The sequence below is a fragment of the Bacillus sp. ILBB4 genome, assembly GCF_035064545.1.
Classification (GTDB): domain Bacteria; phylum Bacillota; class Bacilli; order Bacillales; family Bacillaceae_H; genus Priestia.
In genome coordinates this window covers 649022-670626 of sequence record NZ_JAIQVD010000003.1, presented here as the reverse complement: position 1 = coordinate 670626, position 21605 = coordinate 649022, and the positions used below count along the sequence as shown (strand labels likewise).

The 21605-nt window shown below is 36.3% G+C and carries 19 protein-coding genes; 3 read left to right on the top strand and 16 right to left on the bottom strand.

Translation table 11 applies throughout. The features are described from left to right. Nucleotides 1-4: 4 nt before the first annotated feature. The 14 genes from LAV82_RS15630 to LAV82_RS15565 all read right to left on the bottom strand — a co-directional run bounded on the left by LAV82_RS15630 (nucleotide 5) and on the right by LAV82_RS15565 (nucleotide 14595). The gene (locus LAV82_RS15630) at nucleotides 5-775 is read right to left on the bottom strand and encodes an ABC transporter ATP-binding protein (protein WP_098278029.1); all 771 of its coding nucleotides are present in this window, start codon (nucleotides 773-775) and stop codon (nucleotides 5-7) included. A 9-nt stretch (nucleotides 776-784) separates the two neighbouring features. Beyond that, nucleotides 785-1582 (bottom strand): ABC transporter ATP-binding protein, encoded by a 798-nt coding sequence (locus tag LAV82_RS15625; protein ID WP_274155675.1) that lies wholly within the window; start codon nucleotides 1580-1582, stop codon nucleotides 785-787. Between the two features lie 5 nt (nucleotides 1583-1587). Further along, nucleotides 1588-2394 (bottom strand): nickel transporter permease, encoded by an 807-nt coding sequence (gene nikC / locus LAV82_RS15620; protein WP_211079074.1) that lies wholly within the window; start codon nucleotides 2392-2394, stop codon nucleotides 1588-1590. Continuing rightward, on the bottom strand, nucleotides 2391-3332 hold the full coding sequence (nikB, locus tag LAV82_RS15615) for a nickel ABC transporter permease (protein ID WP_274155674.1): 942 nt from the start codon (nucleotides 3330-3332) through the stop codon (nucleotides 2391-2393). The genes nikC and nikB overlap by 4 nt, the downstream gene beginning before the upstream one ends. Before the next feature lie 2 nt (nucleotides 3333-3334). Further along, a complete protein-coding gene (nikA, locus tag LAV82_RS15610) occupies nucleotides 3335-4858 on the bottom strand; it encodes a nickel ABC transporter substrate-binding protein (RefSeq protein ID WP_499716416.1) in 1524 nt (507 codons plus the stop codon). Between the two features lie 248 nt (nucleotides 4859-5106). Then, nucleotides 5107-5520 carry a DUF4395 domain-containing protein gene (locus LAV82_RS15605; protein WP_499716415.1) on the bottom strand — a complete coding sequence of 138 codons (414 nt, stop codon included), beginning with the start codon at nucleotides 5518-5520 and terminating at the stop codon, nucleotides 5107-5109. Between the two features lie 312 nt (nucleotides 5521-5832). Then, complete coding sequence (locus LAV82_RS15600; RefSeq protein ID WP_499716413.1) at nucleotides 5833-6663, bottom strand: YitT family protein; 831 nt, start codon at nucleotides 6661-6663, stop codon at nucleotides 5833-5835. Nucleotides 6664-6862: 199 nt separating this feature from the next. Then, nucleotides 6863-7423: a hypothetical protein gene (locus LAV82_RS15595; protein WP_013057534.1), complete on the bottom strand. Its 561-nt coding sequence runs from the start codon at nucleotides 7421-7423 to the stop codon at nucleotides 6863-6865. A 197-nt stretch (nucleotides 7424-7620) separates the two neighbouring features. Next, nucleotides 7621-8175: a GNAT family N-acetyltransferase gene (locus LAV82_RS15590; protein ID WP_013057535.1), complete on the bottom strand. Its 555-nt coding sequence runs from the start codon at nucleotides 8173-8175 to the stop codon at nucleotides 7621-7623. A 372-nt stretch (nucleotides 8176-8547) separates the two neighbouring features. Next, entirely contained in the window at nucleotides 8548-9372 is an 825-nt protein-coding gene (locus LAV82_RS15585) for a thermonuclease family protein (protein WP_013057537.1), read from the bottom strand. A gap of 416 nt (nucleotides 9373-9788) precedes the next feature. After that, nucleotides 9789-10448: a 2OG-Fe(II) oxygenase gene (locus tag LAV82_RS15580; RefSeq protein WP_013057538.1), complete on the bottom strand. Its 660-nt coding sequence runs from the start codon at nucleotides 10446-10448 to the stop codon at nucleotides 9789-9791. Between the two features lie 250 nt (nucleotides 10449-10698). Next, a complete protein-coding gene (locus LAV82_RS15575; protein WP_013057539.1) occupies nucleotides 10699-12201 on the bottom strand; it encodes a malate:quinone oxidoreductase in 1503 nt (500 codons plus the stop codon). A 120-nt stretch (nucleotides 12202-12321) separates the two neighbouring features. After that, on the bottom strand, nucleotides 12322-13146 hold the full coding sequence (locus LAV82_RS15570; RefSeq protein WP_211079078.1) for a pyruvate, water dikinase regulatory protein: 825 nt from the start codon (nucleotides 13144-13146) through the stop codon (nucleotides 12322-12324). Between the two features lie 567 nt (nucleotides 13147-13713). Next, nucleotides 13714-14595: an HAD family hydrolase gene (locus LAV82_RS15565; RefSeq protein WP_328127249.1), complete on the bottom strand. Its 882-nt coding sequence runs from the start codon at nucleotides 14593-14595 to the stop codon at nucleotides 13714-13716. 329 nt (nucleotides 14596-14924) lie between these two features. Between LAV82_RS15565 and LAV82_RS15560 the strand changes: the two genes are divergently transcribed. The 3 genes from LAV82_RS15560 (at nucleotide 14925) to LAV82_RS15550 (ending at nucleotide 19852) form a co-directional block, all read left to right on the top strand. Continuing rightward, complete coding sequence (locus LAV82_RS15560; RefSeq protein WP_013057542.1) at nucleotides 14925-16388, top strand: hypothetical protein; 1464 nt, start codon at nucleotides 14925-14927, stop codon at nucleotides 16386-16388. Nucleotides 16389-17388: 1000 nt separating this feature from the next. Then, entirely contained in the window at nucleotides 17389-18411 is a 1023-nt protein-coding gene (locus tag LAV82_RS15555) for a hypothetical protein (RefSeq protein ID WP_499716409.1), read from the top strand. An 844-nt stretch (nucleotides 18412-19255) separates the two neighbouring features. Then, entirely contained in the window at nucleotides 19256-19852 is a 597-nt protein-coding gene (locus LAV82_RS15550; RefSeq protein WP_029322439.1) for a mechanosensitive ion channel family protein, read from the top strand. Nucleotides 19853-19854: 2 nt separating this feature from the next. On the opposite strand, the gene LAV82_RS15545 is transcribed toward LAV82_RS15550, so the two are convergent. Both LAV82_RS15545 and LAV82_RS15540 read right to left on the bottom strand, forming a co-directional pair. After that, nucleotides 19855-20433, bottom strand: a complete 579-nt coding sequence (locus LAV82_RS15545) for an HAD-IA family hydrolase (RefSeq protein ID WP_013057546.1) — start codon at nucleotides 20431-20433, stop codon at nucleotides 19855-19857. A gap of 128 nt (nucleotides 20434-20561) precedes the next feature. Beyond that, a complete protein-coding gene (locus LAV82_RS15540; RefSeq protein WP_211078000.1) occupies nucleotides 20562-21563 on the bottom strand; it encodes a UCP032817 domain-containing protein in 1002 nt (333 codons plus the stop codon). Nucleotides 21564-21605 lie beyond the last annotated feature (42 nt).

Below are 21605 nucleotides of genomic sequence, written 5' to 3'. Positions count from 1 at the left end.
CTCTCTATTCAAATAAACGCACAAGCTTTTTTGTGTAGGGATGCCTGTTTTTATCAAATAGCTTTGCACGGTCAAATTGATCGATAACCTCGCCTTGCTGCATAACCATCATGCGACTGCTCATAAATTTTACTGCCGCTAAATCATGCGAAATAAACAAATAAGATAGCTGAAACGTCTCCTGCAAATCTTTTAATAAATTTAAAATTTTTGCCTGTACCGTAACATCGAGACTCGCTGTTGGTTCGTCTAATAGCACCAGAGACGGACCTACGCTAATGGCACGCGCAATCGCTACACGCTGAAGCTGTCCGCCGCTGAGTTCATGAGGATAATTCAACGCATATTCTGCGCTAATCCCGACTGTTTCTAACAAATAAAAAGCGATTTCTTTTTCGTTTCTGCTCACATGAGATAAAAATGAAGGAACGGTTCGCTGCTGCCGCAAAGGCTCGAGCAAAGAATCGATGATTTTTACTTTTGGATTAAAAGAAGCCGCAGGGTTTTGAAATACAACTTGCATGCCTAGACGAGCTTGCTGAAGTTTTTTTCCTTTTAACCTATGAAGAGGCTGCTCGGCAAACCATACTTCTCCCTGCTGAATTTCTGTTAACCTTAGTACACTTTTTACAAGCGTACTTTTGCCGCTTCCACTTTCTCCGACAATTCCTACACATTCTCCTTTATCGATATGCAGGGAAACATTATTTAGCGCTTTAATGTCTTTATACTGTTTCACCAGCTGCGTGACGCGTAATATACTTTTTTCTTTCATATCTCACTCCTATATCAACACTTTTTTCTGCGTATCTAACAATCGATCAGGCGTTTTCTGTAAAGAAGGAATGGCGTTAAACAGTTTTGTTGTATAAAAGTGATGCGGAGCGTGAAACAGAGATTCGATACTGTTTTCTTCCACGATCTCTCCTGCTAACATAATGGCTGCCCGGTCTGCATATTTCCGCACATGACGCAAATCATGGGTAATAAACAAAATGGCACAGCCTGTTGCTTCTTTCAGCTTATGCAGCAGCTGAAGAACTTCAGCTGCTGACACGCTATCTAAAGCCGTGGTTGGTTCATCTGCAATAATCAAGGCAGGCTTCATCACCAGTGCTAAAGCAATCGCTGCTCGCTGAAGCTGTCCTCCGCTCAGCTGAGAAGCATAGCTTTTATACACGCGTTCATTAGGTAAATTCACAGCTTTTAGAGCCTGAAAAATGGCAGCAGTCCTGTCTTTTTTAGCAAGCTTACTATGTGTACGAATCGTTTCATCAAACTGCTTTCCAATTGTTAAAAAAGGAGTAAAGGCGCTTCGATAATCTTGAAAGATATACGAAATATCTTTTCCAAGGATAGGCGCCTCTCCTTTCTGCTTAAAGATAATAGATCCTTCTTTAAGCGTTACACCTGAAGGCAGCAGTCCTCCTATCGAAGCAGCAGTGATACTTTTACCGCTTCCGCTTTCTCCAACGAGCGCCATCCACTGTCCTTGCTCGATTGTAAAAGAAACGTCTTTTACGATTTGTTTTGTTTTATTATGAATGGCTAGATGCTTTACTTCTAAAACGATGACGATCACCTCTTTTATCGATTTACTTGATATTTCCCTCGAATATATTCACCTAAAGCTGTAAACGCCAGCACAAATAAAATAATGGCCACGCCTGGTATCAACATTAACTGCGGAGCATTGTAAAAGTAGGCCCTGCCTTCATTTAGCATCGTTCCCCATTCCGGAGTAGGCGGCTGAGTCCCTAGTCCAATATAGGATAATGAAGCCATCATTAAAATAATTTTCCCTATATCCAGCGTAGCAAGAACAAGAATATGTCCTCCAACATGAGGAAGAAAGTGGCGCAGGATTAAAGGTAGTGTTCCCACTCCGTTTAATTTAGCGACCAGCACATATTCTTTTGACTTTTCTTGAAGCACAATACTGCGCACTACCCTTGCATAACCAACCCACTTTACAATAACCATCGCAGCAATTAAGTTAAATAATCCAGGCCCTAACAGTCCGCTTAAGACGATGGCTGCAATATAGTCAGGAAAAGCTAAAAAAGCGTCTACAATTCTCATGAAAAAGCGGTCTATTTTCCCTCCAATATACGCTGAAACTAAGCCAACAGGTACTCCAATCAAAAGAGAAAGAGCTAAGACAAGAAAACTAGTCCCAATTGTGGTCTGAGCTCCAGCTACGATTCGTGAAAAGAGATCTCTGCCTAAGTGATCAGTTCCTAACCAGTGATCACCGGTGGATTTTTGAAGCCGATCTTGCATATTGACTTGTGTGGGATCCATTGGTGTTAGCTGACTTCCAAACAGACAAAATAAAATAAGCGCAATACCACACACGCTTATCACTACAAAAGGAAGGTGAGTTTTTTTCACCTTTTATCCCCTCCCTTTACATAGAGCTGGGGATTTACATATTTGTAGCTCAAATCCACAAGTGAATTAATTAAAACAACAAACAGGCCCATCCACAAAATATACCCTTGAATGACAGGATAATCACGATTCATAATCGCATCAATAACTAATTTTCCAATTCCAGGATAAGCAAAAAGCACTTCAATGATGACCGTTCCTCCAAGCAAACTGCCTAAGCTCGTCCCTAAAATGGTAAGGATGGGCGTTAAGCTATACCGGAACGCGTGAAAAATAAAAATTCGACTTTCACTTATTCCTCTTGCTCGAGCGGATCGTACAAAATCTTGTTTCAATCCTTCTAGCAGACTAGCTCTAACCATTCGCATGTACACAGCGGACATGGCAAAACCAAGTGTTAAAGAAGGCAGCACAAGATGGGCTGCTGTGCCTGTACCCATTGAAGGAAGCCATTGAAGACGTACAGAGAACAGCTGTATAAACAAAAGGCCGAGCCAAAAGCTTGGAATAGACGCTCCAATTAAGGAAATACTTCTGCTGAGATAATCAATCCACTTGTTCGGATACAGTGCTGACAGCGTGCCGAGTGGCACAGCTATTAACAGCATCACAACCAAAGATGCAGCCGTCAAGCGCAGCGTAGCCGGAAACTTCTCGGCTAATTCATCGATGACAGGCTCTTTTGTCATATACGAAGACCCTAAATCAAACTGAAAAAAGCGCTTCAGCCACTTTACATATTGAATATATACGGGTTCATCAAATCCTAGCTCTGTTCTCAAATTATTCATTTGTTCCTCAGAAACTGCCACGTCATCTACGCGAAGCATTTGCTTAACTGGATCTCCTGGAGCCAGCTTCATTAAAACAAAGCTGAGAAACGATAGTATAACTAAAAAAATGAGTAATTCTATTATTCTTTTACTAATTAATTTCATACCTACTTCACATCTAAATCCTTTGTTATCACATAGTATTCACTTTTGGTTGTGACCCAATTTTTCACATTGTCTCTATAGGCCACAAAATTATTCGGATGAACAATCGAAGAGTGGAGCGTTTCTTTTTCTACTATTTCTCCGGCTTGTCTTGCTAACTTATTGCGCTGTTGTTGATCAACTGTTTTATTGAGTTTATTAATAATGGAAGTTAATGCTGGTTCATGAAAATGACCTACATTAAATCCTCCTCCCTCCATGTAAAGAGCATTAAAGAAATATCCTGCATCTCCTCGCGGCGCGGTTACTAGACTATATGTAACGATTCCCCAATCATTTTTTGTTGTCATATACTCGTCCATATTTTCCACTTGTTGAATGTCTATTTTCACACCAATCTTTTTTGCTTCTGACTGAAGCATTTGTGACATTAAAGGCAGTTCTGGACGATAAGGATATGTAACAAGCTTAAAGGAAAGCTGTTTTCCATTTTTTATTGCTTTTCCATCCTTGAGTATATAACCGGCTTTTTCCAAATATTTTTGAGCCTCACTTGGTCCATAGGTTTTCGTTTTTTGATCGTTCGAAAAATCTAAACTCTTTAAAAATGGACCATTTGCCGGGGATCCTTGACCTGCAAGCGCTGTATCGACAACATCTTTTGGATTTAATAATACATCAAACGCTTTTCTCACATTTTTATCTTTAAACGCTTCTTGCCTTGAATTATAGAAAAGCATTTGATTTCTCAGGCTCGGCTGTATATCTACTACAATAGAAGAATCTTTTTTTAATGTGTTTAAGCTTTCAATAGCCGGACGGTACACAATATCGGCTTCACCTGATTGCAAAGCGGACGTTCGTGCATTTTCATCATCATTAAATGTTAACACAACTTCATCCAATTTTGGTTCCCCGCCCCAGTATTCTTTATATTTTTTTACTTTCATTTCATTATCCGGTTTAAACGAAGCTACTTTAAATGGCCCTGTTCCCACGGGTTTACTTTTTGTATCTGGAGCATCTACATCAATAATTGCCGTGTTTGGATGAACAAGTTCAGAAGGCAGCGTGGCAAGCGGCTCTGTTGTTGTAATGGTTAAGATTTGGCCACTGGCTTTCATTTTTTTAATTTTAAGTGCACTTTTCATTGCTTCGCTTTCTTTTATCGTTCTTTCTAACGAATGTTTCACGGCTTCAGCATTCAGATCCTTGCCATTTTGAAACGTAATCCCGTCTCTAATCTCAAATACCCAGGTCGTTCCATCATCTTCTGTTTTCCACTTTTTTGAAAGCCATGGTTCAATCTGTAATTGCTCATCAACTTTTACTAACGTTTCGGCAATACCGGCTCGTACAGTTGTATAATTCAACTGTGGATCGAGCGTGTCACTTGGAAAATTCGATACAAAAGTAAGTGATTTTTTTTCACTCTTTTCTTCGGTACTCGCAGAGTTAGCCGAACATGCCGCTAGCATACCTATCGCAGCAAGCGTTAAGCATAGCAGACTTATCCTTTTTCTCATATAAACCCCTCCTTTATTCAAAACTATCTTTCTTTTATGTACTGTCTCTAACTATAACTTACCCCTCCTTTTAAATCGTAACGATTATTATTATCATAAAAAGTTTAATTTGTTTACCTTACTTTGTCAACAAAGGTTTTTAAAGGATATTAGCGCTCTAACACTTGTTTTCACCCGTTATGATGATTGAATTTAATGATAACGCATACAAATGAACATAAAAAAACAAAGCCTTCTCGAGGCTTTGTTTATGCAGCGTGTTTTTTTCTTTTATATTTCCACATCATATATCGATAACGAATCGTGCAGCCTATACAATATCCCATCAGCGCTACACCAGCAGCAAGAATCACCATTATACTAAATACATAGCTGACAAGCGTATAACCCATTAAAAATGAAATGAAAGCAACCCCCATACATATCGTTGCAATCCATTGGTTAAAAAGCTGCTGATCCCGGTCTTCCATTTGATAAGAAGAAGCAGGCTTTTTGAGAAGCTTTTTCCCTGCCATAATTACGGGATTACGCTTTGTTGCAAGTGTGACTACTCCAACGAGAAAAGGCAAAAGTAAAAGCCACTTTGCCGCAAGTAAAGCGATCAAAACCGTTATAACGATAAAGAGTTGATTAAGCTGAACTAATGGTTTGGGAATGCTCATGGAACGCCTCCTTCTTAAAACCTATTATACAAATAGGTTTACTAATTTAAAAGAAAAAGCACTCCAAATGAGCGATAAGACTCATACAAAAAAGTTACATAATTTCACTAACGTACTTTAAGATCAGTATCGTAAATAAAATCAAGACAACGTATCGTAAAGAACGAATTCGACGTTGAAGAAGACGTTTTACATGCCTTTTATTACGCATATGGGTTCTTCCTTTCGTATATTGAATTGTCTTTAGACACACTTATATCATACTTTTTCGGAAAACACCAACGTCAGAAAAAATTGCCAGGAACCACAGCTCTATGCGCTTAGAAAGCCTTTTCCAATTACATCTCGTACATCGTGTACAATCACAAATGCTTCATCATCAATTTTTTTAATCAGCTTTTTAAGCTTAATGAGCTCTTGTTTGTTAATGACCACATACAAGATTTCTTTTGATTCTTTCGTATAGTTCCCTCGGCCGTTTAAAATCGTTACTCCGCGATCAAGCTGTTCATTGATTTGATCCGCTACTTCATTTTTGTTGCTTGAAATAACGGTAACGGCCTTTTTAGCATCAAACCCTTCAATAACGAAGTCAATTACTTTTGTTGTAATGTACAGCATGACGATCGTAAATAGTAGCTTTTCGATTCCAATAATAAAATAAGAAGCTAATACAACTAGTAAATCAACAATTAAAAGTGCATGACTGACTTTCCAGTTTAAAAACTTATTTAGAATTCGAGCAATAATGGCTGAACCTGCTGTTGTTCCACCAACTCGCAAAATCATCCCAATTCCAACGCCTAGCAGTACACCGGCAAAAACCATGCCAATGAGCTCTTCATGAAGATGAAGACCCCAGCCTTCAGTTACGTGAAGAAAAATAGATGTAGCGATAATCGTAATCATCGTATAGACGATGGTTTTTTTCTCTAAAAATTTATACCCTACGATAAGCAAGATACCGTTTAAAATAAAGTTAGTGATGCCCGTTGAAAGATGCGCTGTATAATATAAAATAATTGATATACCCGTAACTCCACCTTCACCTAGTCCTATTGAAATGACAAACATGTTAACTGCAAGTGAAAATACAAACGAACCTATTAATAAAAAGATGACATTTTTTACTGTTTTACTCATCGATTAAACCCTCCTCGGCATAAAAATTCACATAAAAAAGCCCCTTCTCCAAAAGAGAAGAGACGCTTATGTTTAATTTTTATATTACGTATTCTTAAATTGCCATGTATGACTATAATATGTTCACATACGTTTGTCAAACGGAAAGTTTATGCATTATGTGTAACCAAGGCTATGAGTCATTTATCTTTTATGTATACTAAGAATGTTTTAATTTATTTAAACAAAGACGGATGCAGGAATTAGTTGACTCAATTAATTCTTTATCGCCTTTTTTCAATCGAATTTCTAACGCGCGTTGAAAATAGTGATGTGCTCTGGAAACAACCCGCTGATCAAGTAAACATTTTCCATAATACTGATAGACAAAGTCTTCATATATGTGAAGGTCTTCATCTGCTTTTAATTGTTCAATGAGTAACTGAAACGTTTCATTCGCTTTATCCCACTGTTCTTGCCAGTGATATGTATGTCCAAGTCGGATCGTATTCAAAAATTCACCTATTGTATCAGCATGTCGGTCATATAGATAAATGGCCAGTAGCAGATGTCTTTCACTGCTCGTTAATTCTCCAAGTATGCGCTCATATACGCCAATATGTCCATATGTTTTAGCAGCGGCACACTCATCCTCTTCTTCAAGAGCTCGTTTCTTTAAATAGATAATTCCCTGCTTCATTTGGTGTGGGTTAATCGGAACTTCTCGAAGCTGTTCATTAAATCGATAACTCATATTAAACGGAAGATCTCTGATGTTCATGCACGCTCCTTTCATGTGGCACATCAGCAAACATACTTTCATGACCGCTTGCTTATGGTCCATTGGATGTAGGATTCTTTCCATTTTGATACGTTTACGCGATTTACAGGAAAGCTCAGCAAAAGTGCTGAGCTGTTGGTTCTTATTATTTTACTTATATATCCATTTTATCACAAAAAATACTACCGTAAAGATGCTCAGGCAGTCTTCATATAAAAAAATGGTTTTTTATCAATAAAAATGGTTTTATGCTCTTGAAAGCCTATACGCTGATACAATTTTTTGGCTTCTACGTTATTATATTCAACGTTTAACGATAAAAACATCTTACGCTTTTTGGCTTCTTGCTTGGCTACATTTAAAAGAGCCGTTCCTATCCCTTTTCCACGGTAAGCTTCATCTACACATAGAGAGTCAATATAATAATCTCCATGTTCAGTTTCTATATCAATTTCCCACGCTGGATTATTAAGTTTAGCACGTACAAAACGCTTAACTGGTTCATAAAGCGTTTGTAACATACTTCCTTCGTAGCAAAGCATAAGTCCAACTACCTTCTCGTCGACTTCTGCGACTGTAATATGATGATAGCTATAGCGATTCTTCTCAGACAGAATAAACGCTTTAAGTCTTAAAAGCGCTTCTTCATTCGTTGTAGCCGCCGTGTGAGAGCGTGCAATACTGCCAAGCATGTCATAAAGTAATTCCGTTACAGCAGAAGCATCTTCTTTTCTTGCTTTCCTTATTTTCACGATTTTCAAACTCCCTTTATTCTCTTCGCTTGCGTTATTTGTAGCAAACCTTCTTACCTATCTACTTTAACACGAAAAAGAAAAGAAAGAAAAAATTAACTCCTAATCTTCCTTTCATTGTATAATTAATGTATATTTTCAAATGAATGGATGATGACTATGAAAAAACGCCGTCAGCAGAAAGATACTACGGTAAGTGGATGGGAAGTTTTAGCAGAAATTCTTTTACAAGTGCCTCAGCTGCTCATATGGCCACTCCGTCTTCTTATACGGATTGGTCGCTCTTTGTTGGATGGTGGTATTTAGCCACTCCTATACAAATACTTACTGAACTCAAAAAAAAAGAAACTCAGCAGTTACTGAATTTCTTTGTTAGTTTTTTGCTTTTTTGTATCCTGCTTCTTGCGCATCTTTTTCGGTACAAAACCAAATGACGTTGTTCATGGTTTGGTTGTAGTGTGCCCCTGTTGGCACGTGATAAATTTTAGAGTTTTGATTTCCTTTTATTTTACCTTCACAGCTTTTGGCAGACTGAATATCTTTTTGATTAGAAGAGGACTGATTTTTTACAGCATCCGTGTTATACCCTTTTTCTTGTGCATAGTTTTCAATACTCCAGATGCCTTTTTCGCTTTTTCGAGCCTGCTCCTGTATTTTCTTAAATTCATCTACGTACTTTGTATTAGGAGGAAATACTGCTACGCGGGCTAGCCCTTTTGCTAGCAGCTCTTCATTATACAGCTCATTGTCTATCCATACATAAGCAAGCAAGCGTCCATATTGATCACGCTCTTGCACATCAAATTCAAGGGTAATTTCCTGTCCTTCTAGTCTTTTTTTTGTGTAAGCAGATGCTTCAGGACCAAAGGGCTGTACGCCTAGTTTGGGATGCTTTGTTTCTGGGGTATCAACAAGAAGTAATCGCACGCGATCTCTCTTTCCGTTCAGCATTTTCACTTTAAGCGTATCGCCGTCCACTACTCTTTCTACCGTAGCCGCCTCACCTACTACATCTTCACGATTTGCTTTAGAAGGACTATGATCGTTTTCTTGATCTGATGAACCTTCTACTTGAACTGCTTGTTTTGTATCGGTAGAAGATGTGGTTGAATGACTTGCCTGCTCATCGCTGCATCCAGTAAGAAGCAGCATAAACATCGCAAGCATCGTGCAAATAATTGCTTTTATTTCTTTCAAAACCCGGGTCCTCCTTTAACACGTTCCCTATCTACTATATAAAAGTAAAATGATTTTATAAATAGTGTAAATCACCTAAAAACAAAAACTCGTGAAAATACCTTTCACGAGTTTTTTCGTGCAACTGTTATAAAAATTGCTTACCTGTTTTAAAGTCATTCTTTTAAATAGCATCTATTTTATTTTTATCTCACGAACACATTTTTCGTTTTAGTGTATCCAAATTTTTAATCATGAGGATATTTTACACTACAAATACATTTATCGTCTACCGGCTTATAAGAATAGGGAATAGCCGCACAAATAGAACAAGTATGAATATTTCAATATAATAACTGGCTAACATGATTGCTATTTTTTTGTAACATAAATAAGAGCCCTCACTAACAATAATAGGGCTCTTCAAACCTTTGTTTTTACGATCGAATTTTTTGTTTGCGCATCCACTGGGTAGCGACCCACTTTTCTCCTTTTATAACAGGAGCTCCCCCGTGGAGAGTACGGTCATTAAGTTCAGCATCACTATAAAAATATTCAAAGTACACGGCCATTCCTTTTGTCGGAGATACGGAAAGACCCAGCTTAGGAAAATAAGTTTCTCCTCCTTCTTCGACATCGTTTAAGTACATAACCAATGTACTTATACGGTTGTTTTTAGATGCTTTACTTGCAGAAGTGAAATAATCGTGATGTGCTTTGTATTCTTGATCAGGCAAGTATTTTAAAACTTGAAGACCTTCAGCATATTCAATAGATGGTCCCATTATTTTAGAAAGTCTTCTTTCGATTTGATGTACAAGCTCGTTTTCGCTTTCTTCAAAAAACATGCCGCTGCTCGTTCGAATACTGTTTACTTCACGTGCAGCACCAATTTTTGATCGCTGCATTTTATCTTTGGATAGCTGTATAAGTTCGTCACATTCTTCGTTACTTAGTACATTTCCTAAAACTAGAACAAGAGGCTCTTCAAATCGAGCAACAATATCAATCTCTCTGTCTTCTAATTTAATTTTATTCCCTGTATGATTAAAAATCGTTTGTTCTTTCGTCAGTAAAGATGTATTAGTTAGAATCATCTTTTATCGGCTCCTCGAAATAGCTATTTTCCAATTCTTCACTCCATTATATGTAAACGCTTACTAATAAGAATTATATCATGAATACGAAGTAAATTCTGCTAGCAAAGGAAATAAATAAAAAGAAGCCCGTTATATAACGAAGCTCCCTCATTTTTTCTTATATGTTTCACCTATATTTTGAATACTTTACAACAGCTTCTAAAAAAATCTTTTAATTTAAAGCATACGTGTCAAAGGCTGCCTAAAATCATCGGTACACAAGTTCTTTTTTACTTAAATCAAGCATTTGTGCTGTAGAAGCATGAATTTCGTTAAAAAGCGCTGGGTTTTCTACCAAAGATAAGCCGTAAGAAGGAATCATTTCTTTTATTTTTGATTCCCATTCTTCTATATGCTGCGGGAAACACTTTTCCAGCACTTCAAGCATGACATGAACGGCAGTCGAAGCACCTGGCGAAGCCCCGAGCAATGCAGCAACGGAACCATCAGCTGAACTCACAACTTCTGTACCAAATTGAAGAGTTCCTTTACCTCCGGCTTCCGTATCTTTGATTACTTGTACACGCTGACCCGCTACGACGATATCCCAGTCTTCGCTTTTTGCGTTTGGAATAAACTCGCGAAGTTCTTCCATACGCTTTTCATTGGACAACAGCACCTGCTGAATCAAGTATTTCGTTAAGCCCATCTCTTTGACGCCTGCTGCTAACATCGTTAAGATATTATTCGGTTTTACAGAATTGATTAAATCCAAATTTGAACCCGTTTTTAAGAACTTAGGTGAAAATCCGGCAAAAGGTCCAAACAGCAGTGTTTTTTTGCGGTCGATATAGCGTGTATCAAGGTGCGGAACCGACATCGGCGGAGCGCCAACCTTTGCTTTTCCGTACACTTTCCCGTGATGCTGCGCTACAACTTCGGGGTTATTGCATACCATAAATAATCCGCTTACTGGGAACCCTCCAATATGTTTGGACTCAGGAATACCCGTTTTTTGGAGTAAAGACAGACTTCCGCCTCCTCCTCCGATAAAAACAAAGTTCGCCGTGTGATATTCCTGTTTGCCGCTATGAATATCATGTACTTTTACTTCCCACGAGCCGTCTGCGGTACGTGTCAGATTTTCAACGCTGTGGTTATAGTTTATTTCTACGCTTTTACTTTTTAAATGTGTAAACAACATACGAGTTAAAGCTCCAAAGTTCACGTCCGTCCCTGAGTCAATTTTGGTTGCCGCAATTGCTTCAGTCGATGTACGGCCTTTCATAACAAGCGGCATCCATTCTTTTAACTTTTCAGGACGATCCGAATACTCCATCCCTTGAAACAACGGATTATTGGATAGCGCTTCAAAACGTTTTTTCAGAAAGGATACGTTCTTTTCTCCTTGTACGAAACTTATATGAGGGATTGGCATAATAAACTCTTGCGGATGATGAATTAAATTACTGCTTACAAGATACGACCAAAACTGTCTTGAAAGCTGAAACTGTTCATTAATTCGCACTGCTTTCGTAATATCTATAGATCCGTCAGCTTGTTCAGATGTATAGTTCAACTCGCACAGTGCAGCATGGCCCGTCCCTGCATTATTCCATTCATTCGAGCTTTCTTCTCCTGCATCTGCGAGTTTCTCAAATACTTTGATTTCCCATTCCGGCGCTAACTCTTTTAGTAAAGATCCCAACGTTGCGCTCATAACTCCGGCCCCAATTAAGATAACGTCTGTTTTTTTATATACATTGCTCATCACAATCTTCCTTATCTTTTATATTTTAAAAAAGCACCTTTTAGCAACACGCCTGTTCTACCTGACTCTCTATAGATTAAGTATGTCTGACAAGTTATCTGTCTTACATAATGGGAGTTTTTATACATACCCTTTCATCTTGTCCTTTTTTAACATGCTCAATATCACTTCAGCGGTTTCTTCAACTGCTTTACCTGAGACATTAACAATAGGACAGCCAATGCGCTTCATAATTTTCTCAGCATAGTCCAGCTCTTCAAGGATTCGATCTACATTGGCATACTTGGCTTGAGACGCTAAACCTAAATTTTTTAATCGTTCTTTTCGGATTTCATTGAGCTTATCCGGTGTAATAACTAAACCAATACATTTATTTTTCGGAATAGTAAAAAGTTCATCAGGAGGCGTCACTTCTGGAACTAACGGTATATTCGCTACTTTAAGACTTTTATGAGCTAAATACATAGAAAGTGGCGTCTTAGATGTTCTCGAAACACCAATCAACACTAGATCAGCTCGCTTGATACCTCTGAAGTCTTGTCCATCATCATATTTAACAGCGAATTCAACTGCTTCTACTCTTCGAAAATAGTTATCGTCTAACTTTCTCGTTAATCTCGGTTGAAGATTAGGTTCCTTATTAAAGGTTTGGCTAAAGGCACTCATAAGAGGGGTCATTAAATCAATAGCTACAATTCCTTCTTCTTGTGCCTTTTGGTCAAGATACTGTTTTAAAGGTGGGATGACGATAGTATACGCAATGATGGCCTGGTTACACCTTGCTTCAGCAATGATATTATCAATATTTCCCTCATCTTCTACGTAAGAAGTATTTTGAATTTCAATATCTTCTCCACTAAATTGAGTTAAAACTGCTTTTACCATCAGCTCAGCCGTTTCACCTACTGAGTCGGAAACTATATAGACAATTTTTCTTTTATTCACATTAAATCTTCCTATTCTTTGATTTTAATAGTTTAATAACGCTAGTATTTTTTATTTAGCAGCTTACAAGATACACAATTTAATAGTAATGAATAGACAAATATGCTGGTCACTGTGATTATAAACACTTTAACAAAACGATTAAATTCAGAATTTGTGTCATACTAATTATGAAATAAAATTAAATATGTTATACTATTTTCATTAAATGTTATATTAGCATTAAATATACGGAGATACAATCCCTTTTCTCCGCATTTTATAAAAAGTTTGAAGAAAGAAAAAGTTTAGATTTTAAAATGTTTTATGCTTTGGCATGGTGGCACTCATCAGGGCTGAGAGGCGTTTTGCAGGGATAGGTACGAGGATAGTTGTATAATTATGTTGTTTATAACATGATTTTTAAATTATAGAAGATTTATTCTTATCTATTCTTTTTAGCTAAGAGTGCTATAACTAAAAATAATGAATGGTTTACTTTTCACTTTCTGTATACTAAAAACACCGCCTAAAAGACGATGTTTTGAATAGTTGGTTATAATGCATTGTCGTGAAATCGATTAATTTTTATAAAACGGGATTACTTCTAGCAGATTTTTGCAATAAAAATTTAGAAAGATAATGAGATACGCCGTTTTCGTCACAGTTAAATTCCGTTACGTCATCGACAATTTCTTTAATATGATCCGGCGCATTTTTCATCGCTACGGCATAGCTGGCAAACTGAAACATTGGTAAATCATTGTTACTGTCGCCAATCGCTAGAATGTCTTGCTCGGGCAAATTAAAATGTTTTAGCATTTGCTGAATTCCCGTTGCTTTATTTACGTTTGCCACCATCACTTCAACATTGTGTTTAGATGAAGTAGAAGTTGTAAAGTCGATTTCTTTTTTAAGTTCTTCAAGCTCCTCTTTCCATTTATCGATATGCTCGTGCGTTCTTGCAAAGAAATAGAACTTTGAAAATTCGCTTCCTTCTACGGAATCTTTCCAGTCAATTTCTTCTTTAATCGCTTGTTTACGGGAAAGCCATTCGTTAATTTCCACACTGTCTGGCTTTGGCTCTCTAATTTCATTTTCCACATAGGACTGATCTTGTTTTAACGTCACGCGAGGTGTGCCATACGGGAAAAGCTCGTAGTATACCTTGTTCGCTCTTGCTTTTTCAATAATAGTTTCCACCAACTGGAGCGAAAGCGAGTGCTGAAAGACTGATTCTTTTCCTACGTATCCTGCCATGCCATTTGACGTGATAAATCCATCCACTTGAAAGCCTTCAGGAACTAACTCTTCTATTTCATCAAACGCTCTTCCCGTAGCAATAAAAACAAAAATTCCCTGTTTTCGTAATTCGTCAATGATTTCTTTTGTTTGAATACTTACTTTGTTGGAGCGATTTAATATCGTACCGTCCATATCTAAAAAAATTGCTTTAGGTTTTAACAACATATTTATTCCCCCTATTTGTAAAAAGAGTGTACTTGGCAAGTATAAACTTTTCCATTTTCAAACTCAATGAATGAATGTACTTTGCTTTTCTCTTTTATAAAACTACTATAATACTCTCCTTACATCTAAAGTACGTACTTATATTGTACAAGCGCTATAAAGAAAGAATTTTATATTTGCAATAAGCCTTTATATACTAATAGCCAGCTAGGCTAATTTGATATAAAACAGCATTCATAAAAACGAATTTTCCTTTTAGCCTTTAGAGTATCGTTCAAAAAAGATATAATAAGACTGTTACAGATTAAATACATACAGAGGAGGTCAACATGAACGAACCATCCAATTTTTCTCCTTACCTTATTAAACAAATCAGCGATGCGATCGATGACAATATCAAATCAAAGTGCATAGACTTTTTATATGATTCTCATTCGTTTTTTTCGAATGAAAAAGATTTTATAGAAGACTACATTTTAAATATATTGCAAGATACGTTTGTTTTAGAGAATAAATTAATAAATCCTAAGGAAATAAGAAACCCAGCCTACAAAAGAAGACAATCGAATAAGAAAAACTGGCTCCAAACGTTAAAAAAAGATATTAAAGCCCAAAAGCCTAATCCTATTTTTGAAGACATTGAATTGGCCAAAAAAGTGATGGATAAAAAAGTGGATACCGAACACTTAAAAAAGCTGTTTGGCGTGGAAAAACCTGAAGATATTTTAAAGATAAAGTTAAAAGAAGTAGAGGCATGGGCTAAAAGTAAAAAAACAAACATTACCGATTTTCCTTATTTAGATTCAAAGATGAATTATCAAATAGAGAAAGCATTTCACACAGACTTTACTTTTTTAATTGCTGAAATCATATTAGAAAAATACAATGGAAATTTGAGTAACTGGATTGATAAACGATTGAATTCGTGGGTAGAGGCCCCTATCTTCTCAAATGAAAGTCACTCTCTTAAAACCAATATGGAAGTTAAAACAAACTCCCAAGAAGTCGTTTTATATAATGACTATAAAGTTGATGAAGAATATTTCATTCGCACCATTATCCCTGTCAATGATAATCAAACGGTTCTTTCCAAACGAAATATGGTTTTAGATCCAAAAGATTCTCAAATTATCCAGTTTGCTCTTTCACAGCGCGACGAGATGTTTTATAAAGAAAAGACGGTGACTCTTGATTTAGCGGATATCGTTAAAGAAATTTATAATTCAAAAGGTGTAAAAAACTATGAAGCGGTTGAAGCCCGCATTATGAAAATTGCCAGATACCACGTAGAAGGTGTAGCGAAGAAGAAAAATTCCAGGGATACAAAATTTGCGATAAACTTCTTCCAAAAAGCTGTTATTGAAACCGATGAAGTAACTGGCAGACGATATGCAACCATCGTATTTAGCGACGATACGCATCAAGGCTTTTTAAATCAGCAGTTTGTACAAATTTACAGTGACGTTATTAAAAAGTTTAAAGATAATTCGCTGTCTTCTTTGCTGCTGTATGCATTTCAAAAAGAGCGATTAGATTGTTATTTACAAGAGAAGTCTTACACCCATTTTTACCCGTATCAATATTTTGCTTCAAAAGTTCGTTTTCGTTCAAAGAAAATTGATGTCAATCTAAAATTAATTAATGAATCTCTAGCAGAGTTTGTCAGCAATCAAGTGCTGATTCAAAGTTATCAGCAAAAACTTCAAGGATTTGAAATCTCTTTTATTCCTCTTCAAAATTATGAAATTCAAGACTATTTTGGAGGAGAACATAGAGAAACATTGGAAGGGTAAATTGTTCCCTTCCTTTTTTTATTTGATATTTTGCCACTTTCAGCTTATAGATACAAAATATCCCACTATTTTTATTTCATAGTTTGGAAGTTTTGTCATTTTTAACGTACTAACCAGAAGCTTTTGCCGTTTTTTACGTACCTTTTCGCTTCTTTTGCCGTTTTTAGCGTACTAATTACTACCTTTTGCTGTTTTTGACGTACCACTCTGATTCTTTTGCCATTTTTGACGTATTAAATTCATTTTATTTACTAGTAATCACTTATTAATTGTTAATTATTCTCTTTTTCCGTAAAACAATCCTACCTTTTGCCGTTTTTGTCGTACTCTTTCATTACTTTTGCCGTTTTTGACGTACTCCTTCATTACTTTTGCCGTTTTCTGCGTACTAAACATTGCTTTTCCCTTTGTTATTGCCTTTTCAAACCCCATTTTTTATTTTTTTCGCAGCATATATAAAGCTTTTGCCATTTTTGACGTACCAAACGAAAACTTTTGCTATTTTTGTCGTACTACTACGTCGTTTTTGACGTTTTTCACGTACTAAAAATAGCTTTTGCCATTTTTGACGTACTAATAAAATTCATTGTGTTATTTACAACGATCAGAGAAGTGATTTTTTTACCTTTTTTTAGGTGAATCAAGATGACTTTTGCTGTTTTTAGCGTACCACTTTTCACTTTTGCTATTTCTGGCGTACTATACTAAGCCTTTTGCCGTTTTTGTCGTACTAAAACGCATAAAGTTTTTTTTGATTTTTACTGATCGTAACAAACACTGTTCTACCGGCGCTTGCTTGCTTTTGCCGTTTTTGTCGTACTAAAAAACCTATACGCTGAACCCCTTGATATGACAGCATTCTTTGAACCTTTTGCCGTTTTTAGCGTACTACTCGTTCGTTTGCGATTCTATTTCTTATTGATATAATTTTCACAAGGTATTCTTTGTTATTTTACCCTAATAAATTATTGTTGATGTGAAATAGATTGGAGGGATTCTCATGATAAAAAAAGAATTTGCGAAAATTGGAAAACAAATTATTCGCCAATTGTCTAGCACCGTAGAAAAATATAAAGATATTGAAGATCACATGGACCTAGACGCTCATGGGAACCCTACAATCAAAACAGTGGCAGAACATCACCGTTTATCTAAATCTCAAATTGCACAATTAATTTTTTATCACTTCCTTCACGTTGATGAAAGAGGTATTATTTGTGATGTTTCTGAAAAAGACATTGCAGCCGCGTTGAATTGTACAGTTCGAACAGTTCGCAACAACAATGTAGTATTAGCAGAAACAGAATTAATTTCCTATTCTCGCAGCGGCAAAGGAATCAATATTTGTATTGTTCCCTATCCTCAATATTTTGAAGAACACGGCTTTGGGTTTATGGAATTAGAATATACTCGCTTTGAAGAACTTATTCTAATTGAAAATGTAAATGCCCTTCGCTTAGAGCTTCGCAAAGAATTGGTTTATGACAACGATACGATTAAGCGTCAGTTTAATCCTGGAGAAAACACTTCAAAAATTAGCTTTAATGACTATAAAATTTTTACACCGAAATATACTCACTACAAAGGTATGATGCAAAAAATAGCTGAAACGCAGACGAGCGCATTTAAAACCGTTGTCCAAGGATCTACTATTTTCTTTGTTTTAAAAGACGGAGCTAAAAATGGCAAGATGTCAAAACAAGAAAAGAAAGATCAATACGATGCGGCGATTCGACGTACTATTGAAGAGACTTTTGTAAAATTATCTGGACACAGCACAGATTCTACAGGAATTGTTATGTCTTCATTCCAAAACGAAGACATCGCTGATTTGGTTCAGCTTTCTTTTGAATATGGTATTGAACGAGTGAAGTCTGCCCTTTATTCTCTGATTGAACAGGCCTTCTTCAGCCATGATGCTCAAGTCGTTGAAAATTACGGTGGGAAAATCCGTACGCTCATTCGAAAAGAGCTTTCAAAAAATCTTCAAGATCAAGTCCCTGCTGAACTTACAGCTTCATAAGGGGCTTATTTGGCATGCCTTTTTTTTGTTTTATCTCCCTTCTCTTCTCTTTTTGATACAAATAGCGCAAACAAGCACCCATTTTTGCAGCTATCCAATTCCATTATCCTATCTATATAAACGTAATGAGTTAAAATAAATGATATTTCTTGTGTACAACTACGGAATATTACTAAAAAAACACCTTGATACTTATCCACAAAAGAAAGAAAACATATTCAATGACTGTTATATCATCCTCCTTGTTAATAAAAACATCCCTTTTACTTTTTTATTAACGATGATTTCCAGGTTATTTACTCTTTAACACGACTACTTTTATCCACAGTGGAAATAATTCATACTTTTAACAGCAATCTTCATACCATTGGTTTTAAAATCCATCTATTGCAGAAGAAAAAACATAGTAAATAAAATGGTTTCCATATCTGTTGTTATAAAAAAACATCCTTTAGCTAAAGGATGCTGTTCACAAAAAAGGTCTATTTTCCACACAGTTATTTATTGAAAAGCTATTTCCTCTCTAACCCTTGATACCATTGGGTTTTTAGAGGTTTTTCCTCTCTTTAATATCTGTATATAATGTTTGTTAATAATATCTATACTAATCTCTGCTATAAGGTTTTATTTAATATTTGTATAAAGAAATGTTTTAAAAATATCTATACCTGAGGATTTTCACTTTTTCTAAAATAAGGAGTTTTCATTACGTATACCAAATACAAATAAATTAAAATAAAACAATAGTTCAAACACTTCTTAATAAATTCTAGTAGTATATTTTCCAAAATAAATTATACTATTCAGTAGAGAAAATTTTATAAAGCAAGAAAGGGACTTATTCATGAAAGACATACATTGGGTGCAGCAAACTTTATTTAATACCGGTAAGTGGATTGACATTAGTGAAGTAATCATAAAGATTATCTTGATTTTTATTATTGCTCAAATTGTCATCCGGTTTGCTCGTAGTGTAATTAATAAAATCTTTGATTTCAGATTTAAAACTAAGCTGCTGAGGTACAACGAACGTAAAGAAATAACGCTGAAAAAGCTTTGTCTGAGCATTGTCATGTACGTCGTGTATTTTATTGTACTTATTACGTCTTTAGAAGCAATCGGAATTAATATGAAAGCACTTTTAGCTGGTATTAGCGTAGCAGGATTTATTACAGGCTTAGGTGCACAGAATTTGATTAAAGATATTTTAAACGGCTTTTTTATTCTGTTTGAAGATCAATTCTCAGTAGGAGATCACGTATCCATAAATGATACGAAAGGAACTGTTGAAGAAATTGGATTGCGCACGACAAAAATTCGCGGAGTTGACGGAGAGTTTTACTTTTTTGCTAATAGTAACATTACAAAAGTAGCGAACTATACGCTCGGTGAAATTCCCGAAGTACATAAGCCTGAACAAATAAAAACTCGTGAAGAATAGCTTCACGAGTTTTTATTTACGACAGTTGTAAAAAATTGATCGTATGATGTAAGGTGATAATCTGCTTCAATGTCGTCATTTTGAAATGCACATGTTTTGATTCCCAGTTCACGGGCAGGTTTTAGATCAAGCTCGCGATCTCCAATCACTAAATCGAGCTGATACTTATCGTGAAGATATGCATAAGCGCCGCTATCAGGCTTTCGTTTGTAGCCATCATCTTTTGTAATGATCTCCGTAAAATAGTGCTCCATATTAAAAAATGCAAGAATATCAAGAGTAGACTGTCTAGATTTATGCGTAACAATTACATTTGTATCCGCAAAGCTCAGTACGTCTTCTACGTGAGGAAAAGCAGGCTTATCTTTAGGATTGATTTTCTGTTCGAGCACATGGAAGTGTTTATCAAACAAAGACTTTTCAATATCGAAGTGCTTAATTGCTACGTCAGAAGATATCTTCATTTGTTTTAAAATATCGCCTTCTGAAATCGTTTGATCTGTTAGTAATTCTTTGAATGCTTTTACAATCGTTGGATAGGTATCAAAGATGGTTCCATCAAAGTCCCATAAAATATTCATTTTCGCTGTCTCTCCTTTTTTAAAAACGTAACGATTATACCAAATTTTTCATTGCTTGTCAGTGAACCATTTTGCCGTCGTTGCATTTAAAGTAAAAAAACTCGTTTTATACGAGTTTTTTTACTTTATTAACTGCTGCTGCATCCACTCCCACAGCTTGAGCTGCTGCAGTTTGAACTCGAACAGCTGCTGCCGCTGTCATGATGGTGATGCCCTCCATCGTGGTGATGATGGTGGCGATTGTCTTCCCATGGGCTTGAACAGCTATAGCCGCTGTACGAGGCTGTATCTCCCGCATAGATTGTCTTTTTGTATAGCAGCAGTTCATTCATATGTCTTGAAAAGTCGGTAGCTTCGTAAAGTGAATAAAAAACAAAGCCTTGAAAAAGAAGTTCGTTTGATACATTCCCTTTTTTTAATGCTTTTTTAAAGTACGACGATCCTCCCGATTTCATTCGTTTTTTTGCATCCTTAATTTCTTCTTTTAACGCTTGAATCAAATGTCTCTGCTGTTCTTCCCATTTGCCGTTTCTTAAAAAATAGCGATCTAGCAATTCATCTTCTGACAATCTTTGAAAATCTTGAAGCGTACTTTTATCAAGCGGATGCTGAAAAAAATTCCCCCAAAGCAGTCGGCTGTTGCCCGTTATGTCAAACAAATGAGCATACATCCAATCAAAGAAGGCACGCTTATCCGGCTGTGGTGATGGCGTAGTGTCTACATTTGGCTGGTGATGCAAAAAACGGTCAAAAAAACGGTCTGTAAAACGTTCATAATCCACTGTAAACATGATCATTTCGTGCCACACTTCATCTACTTTTGCACTAAACATAGGTACGTCTTTGATGACTGCATTTAATAAAAAGTAGCGCTTCATCTCAAAAAACGTCCATTCTACTTCATCGGCTTTTGTATTTCGCCCTTTCATACGCTGTTTCACCTGTTGAACATAGGCTTTCGGTAACGAATCTTCTAGTGAATGAACAATATCTTCAAAACCATTACCTTTATGTATTCCGAGCTCATCTGGAAGCTCCTCTTTATACAAGCGAAATCCCCTTGGCTTTCCAATCCCTTTAATAATCAAAGCTAAAAGAATTACCACTCCTACTATAATTGCTGCTATCATCTTCTTCCCCCTATACCGCGTCTATATATTCAATATTTTACC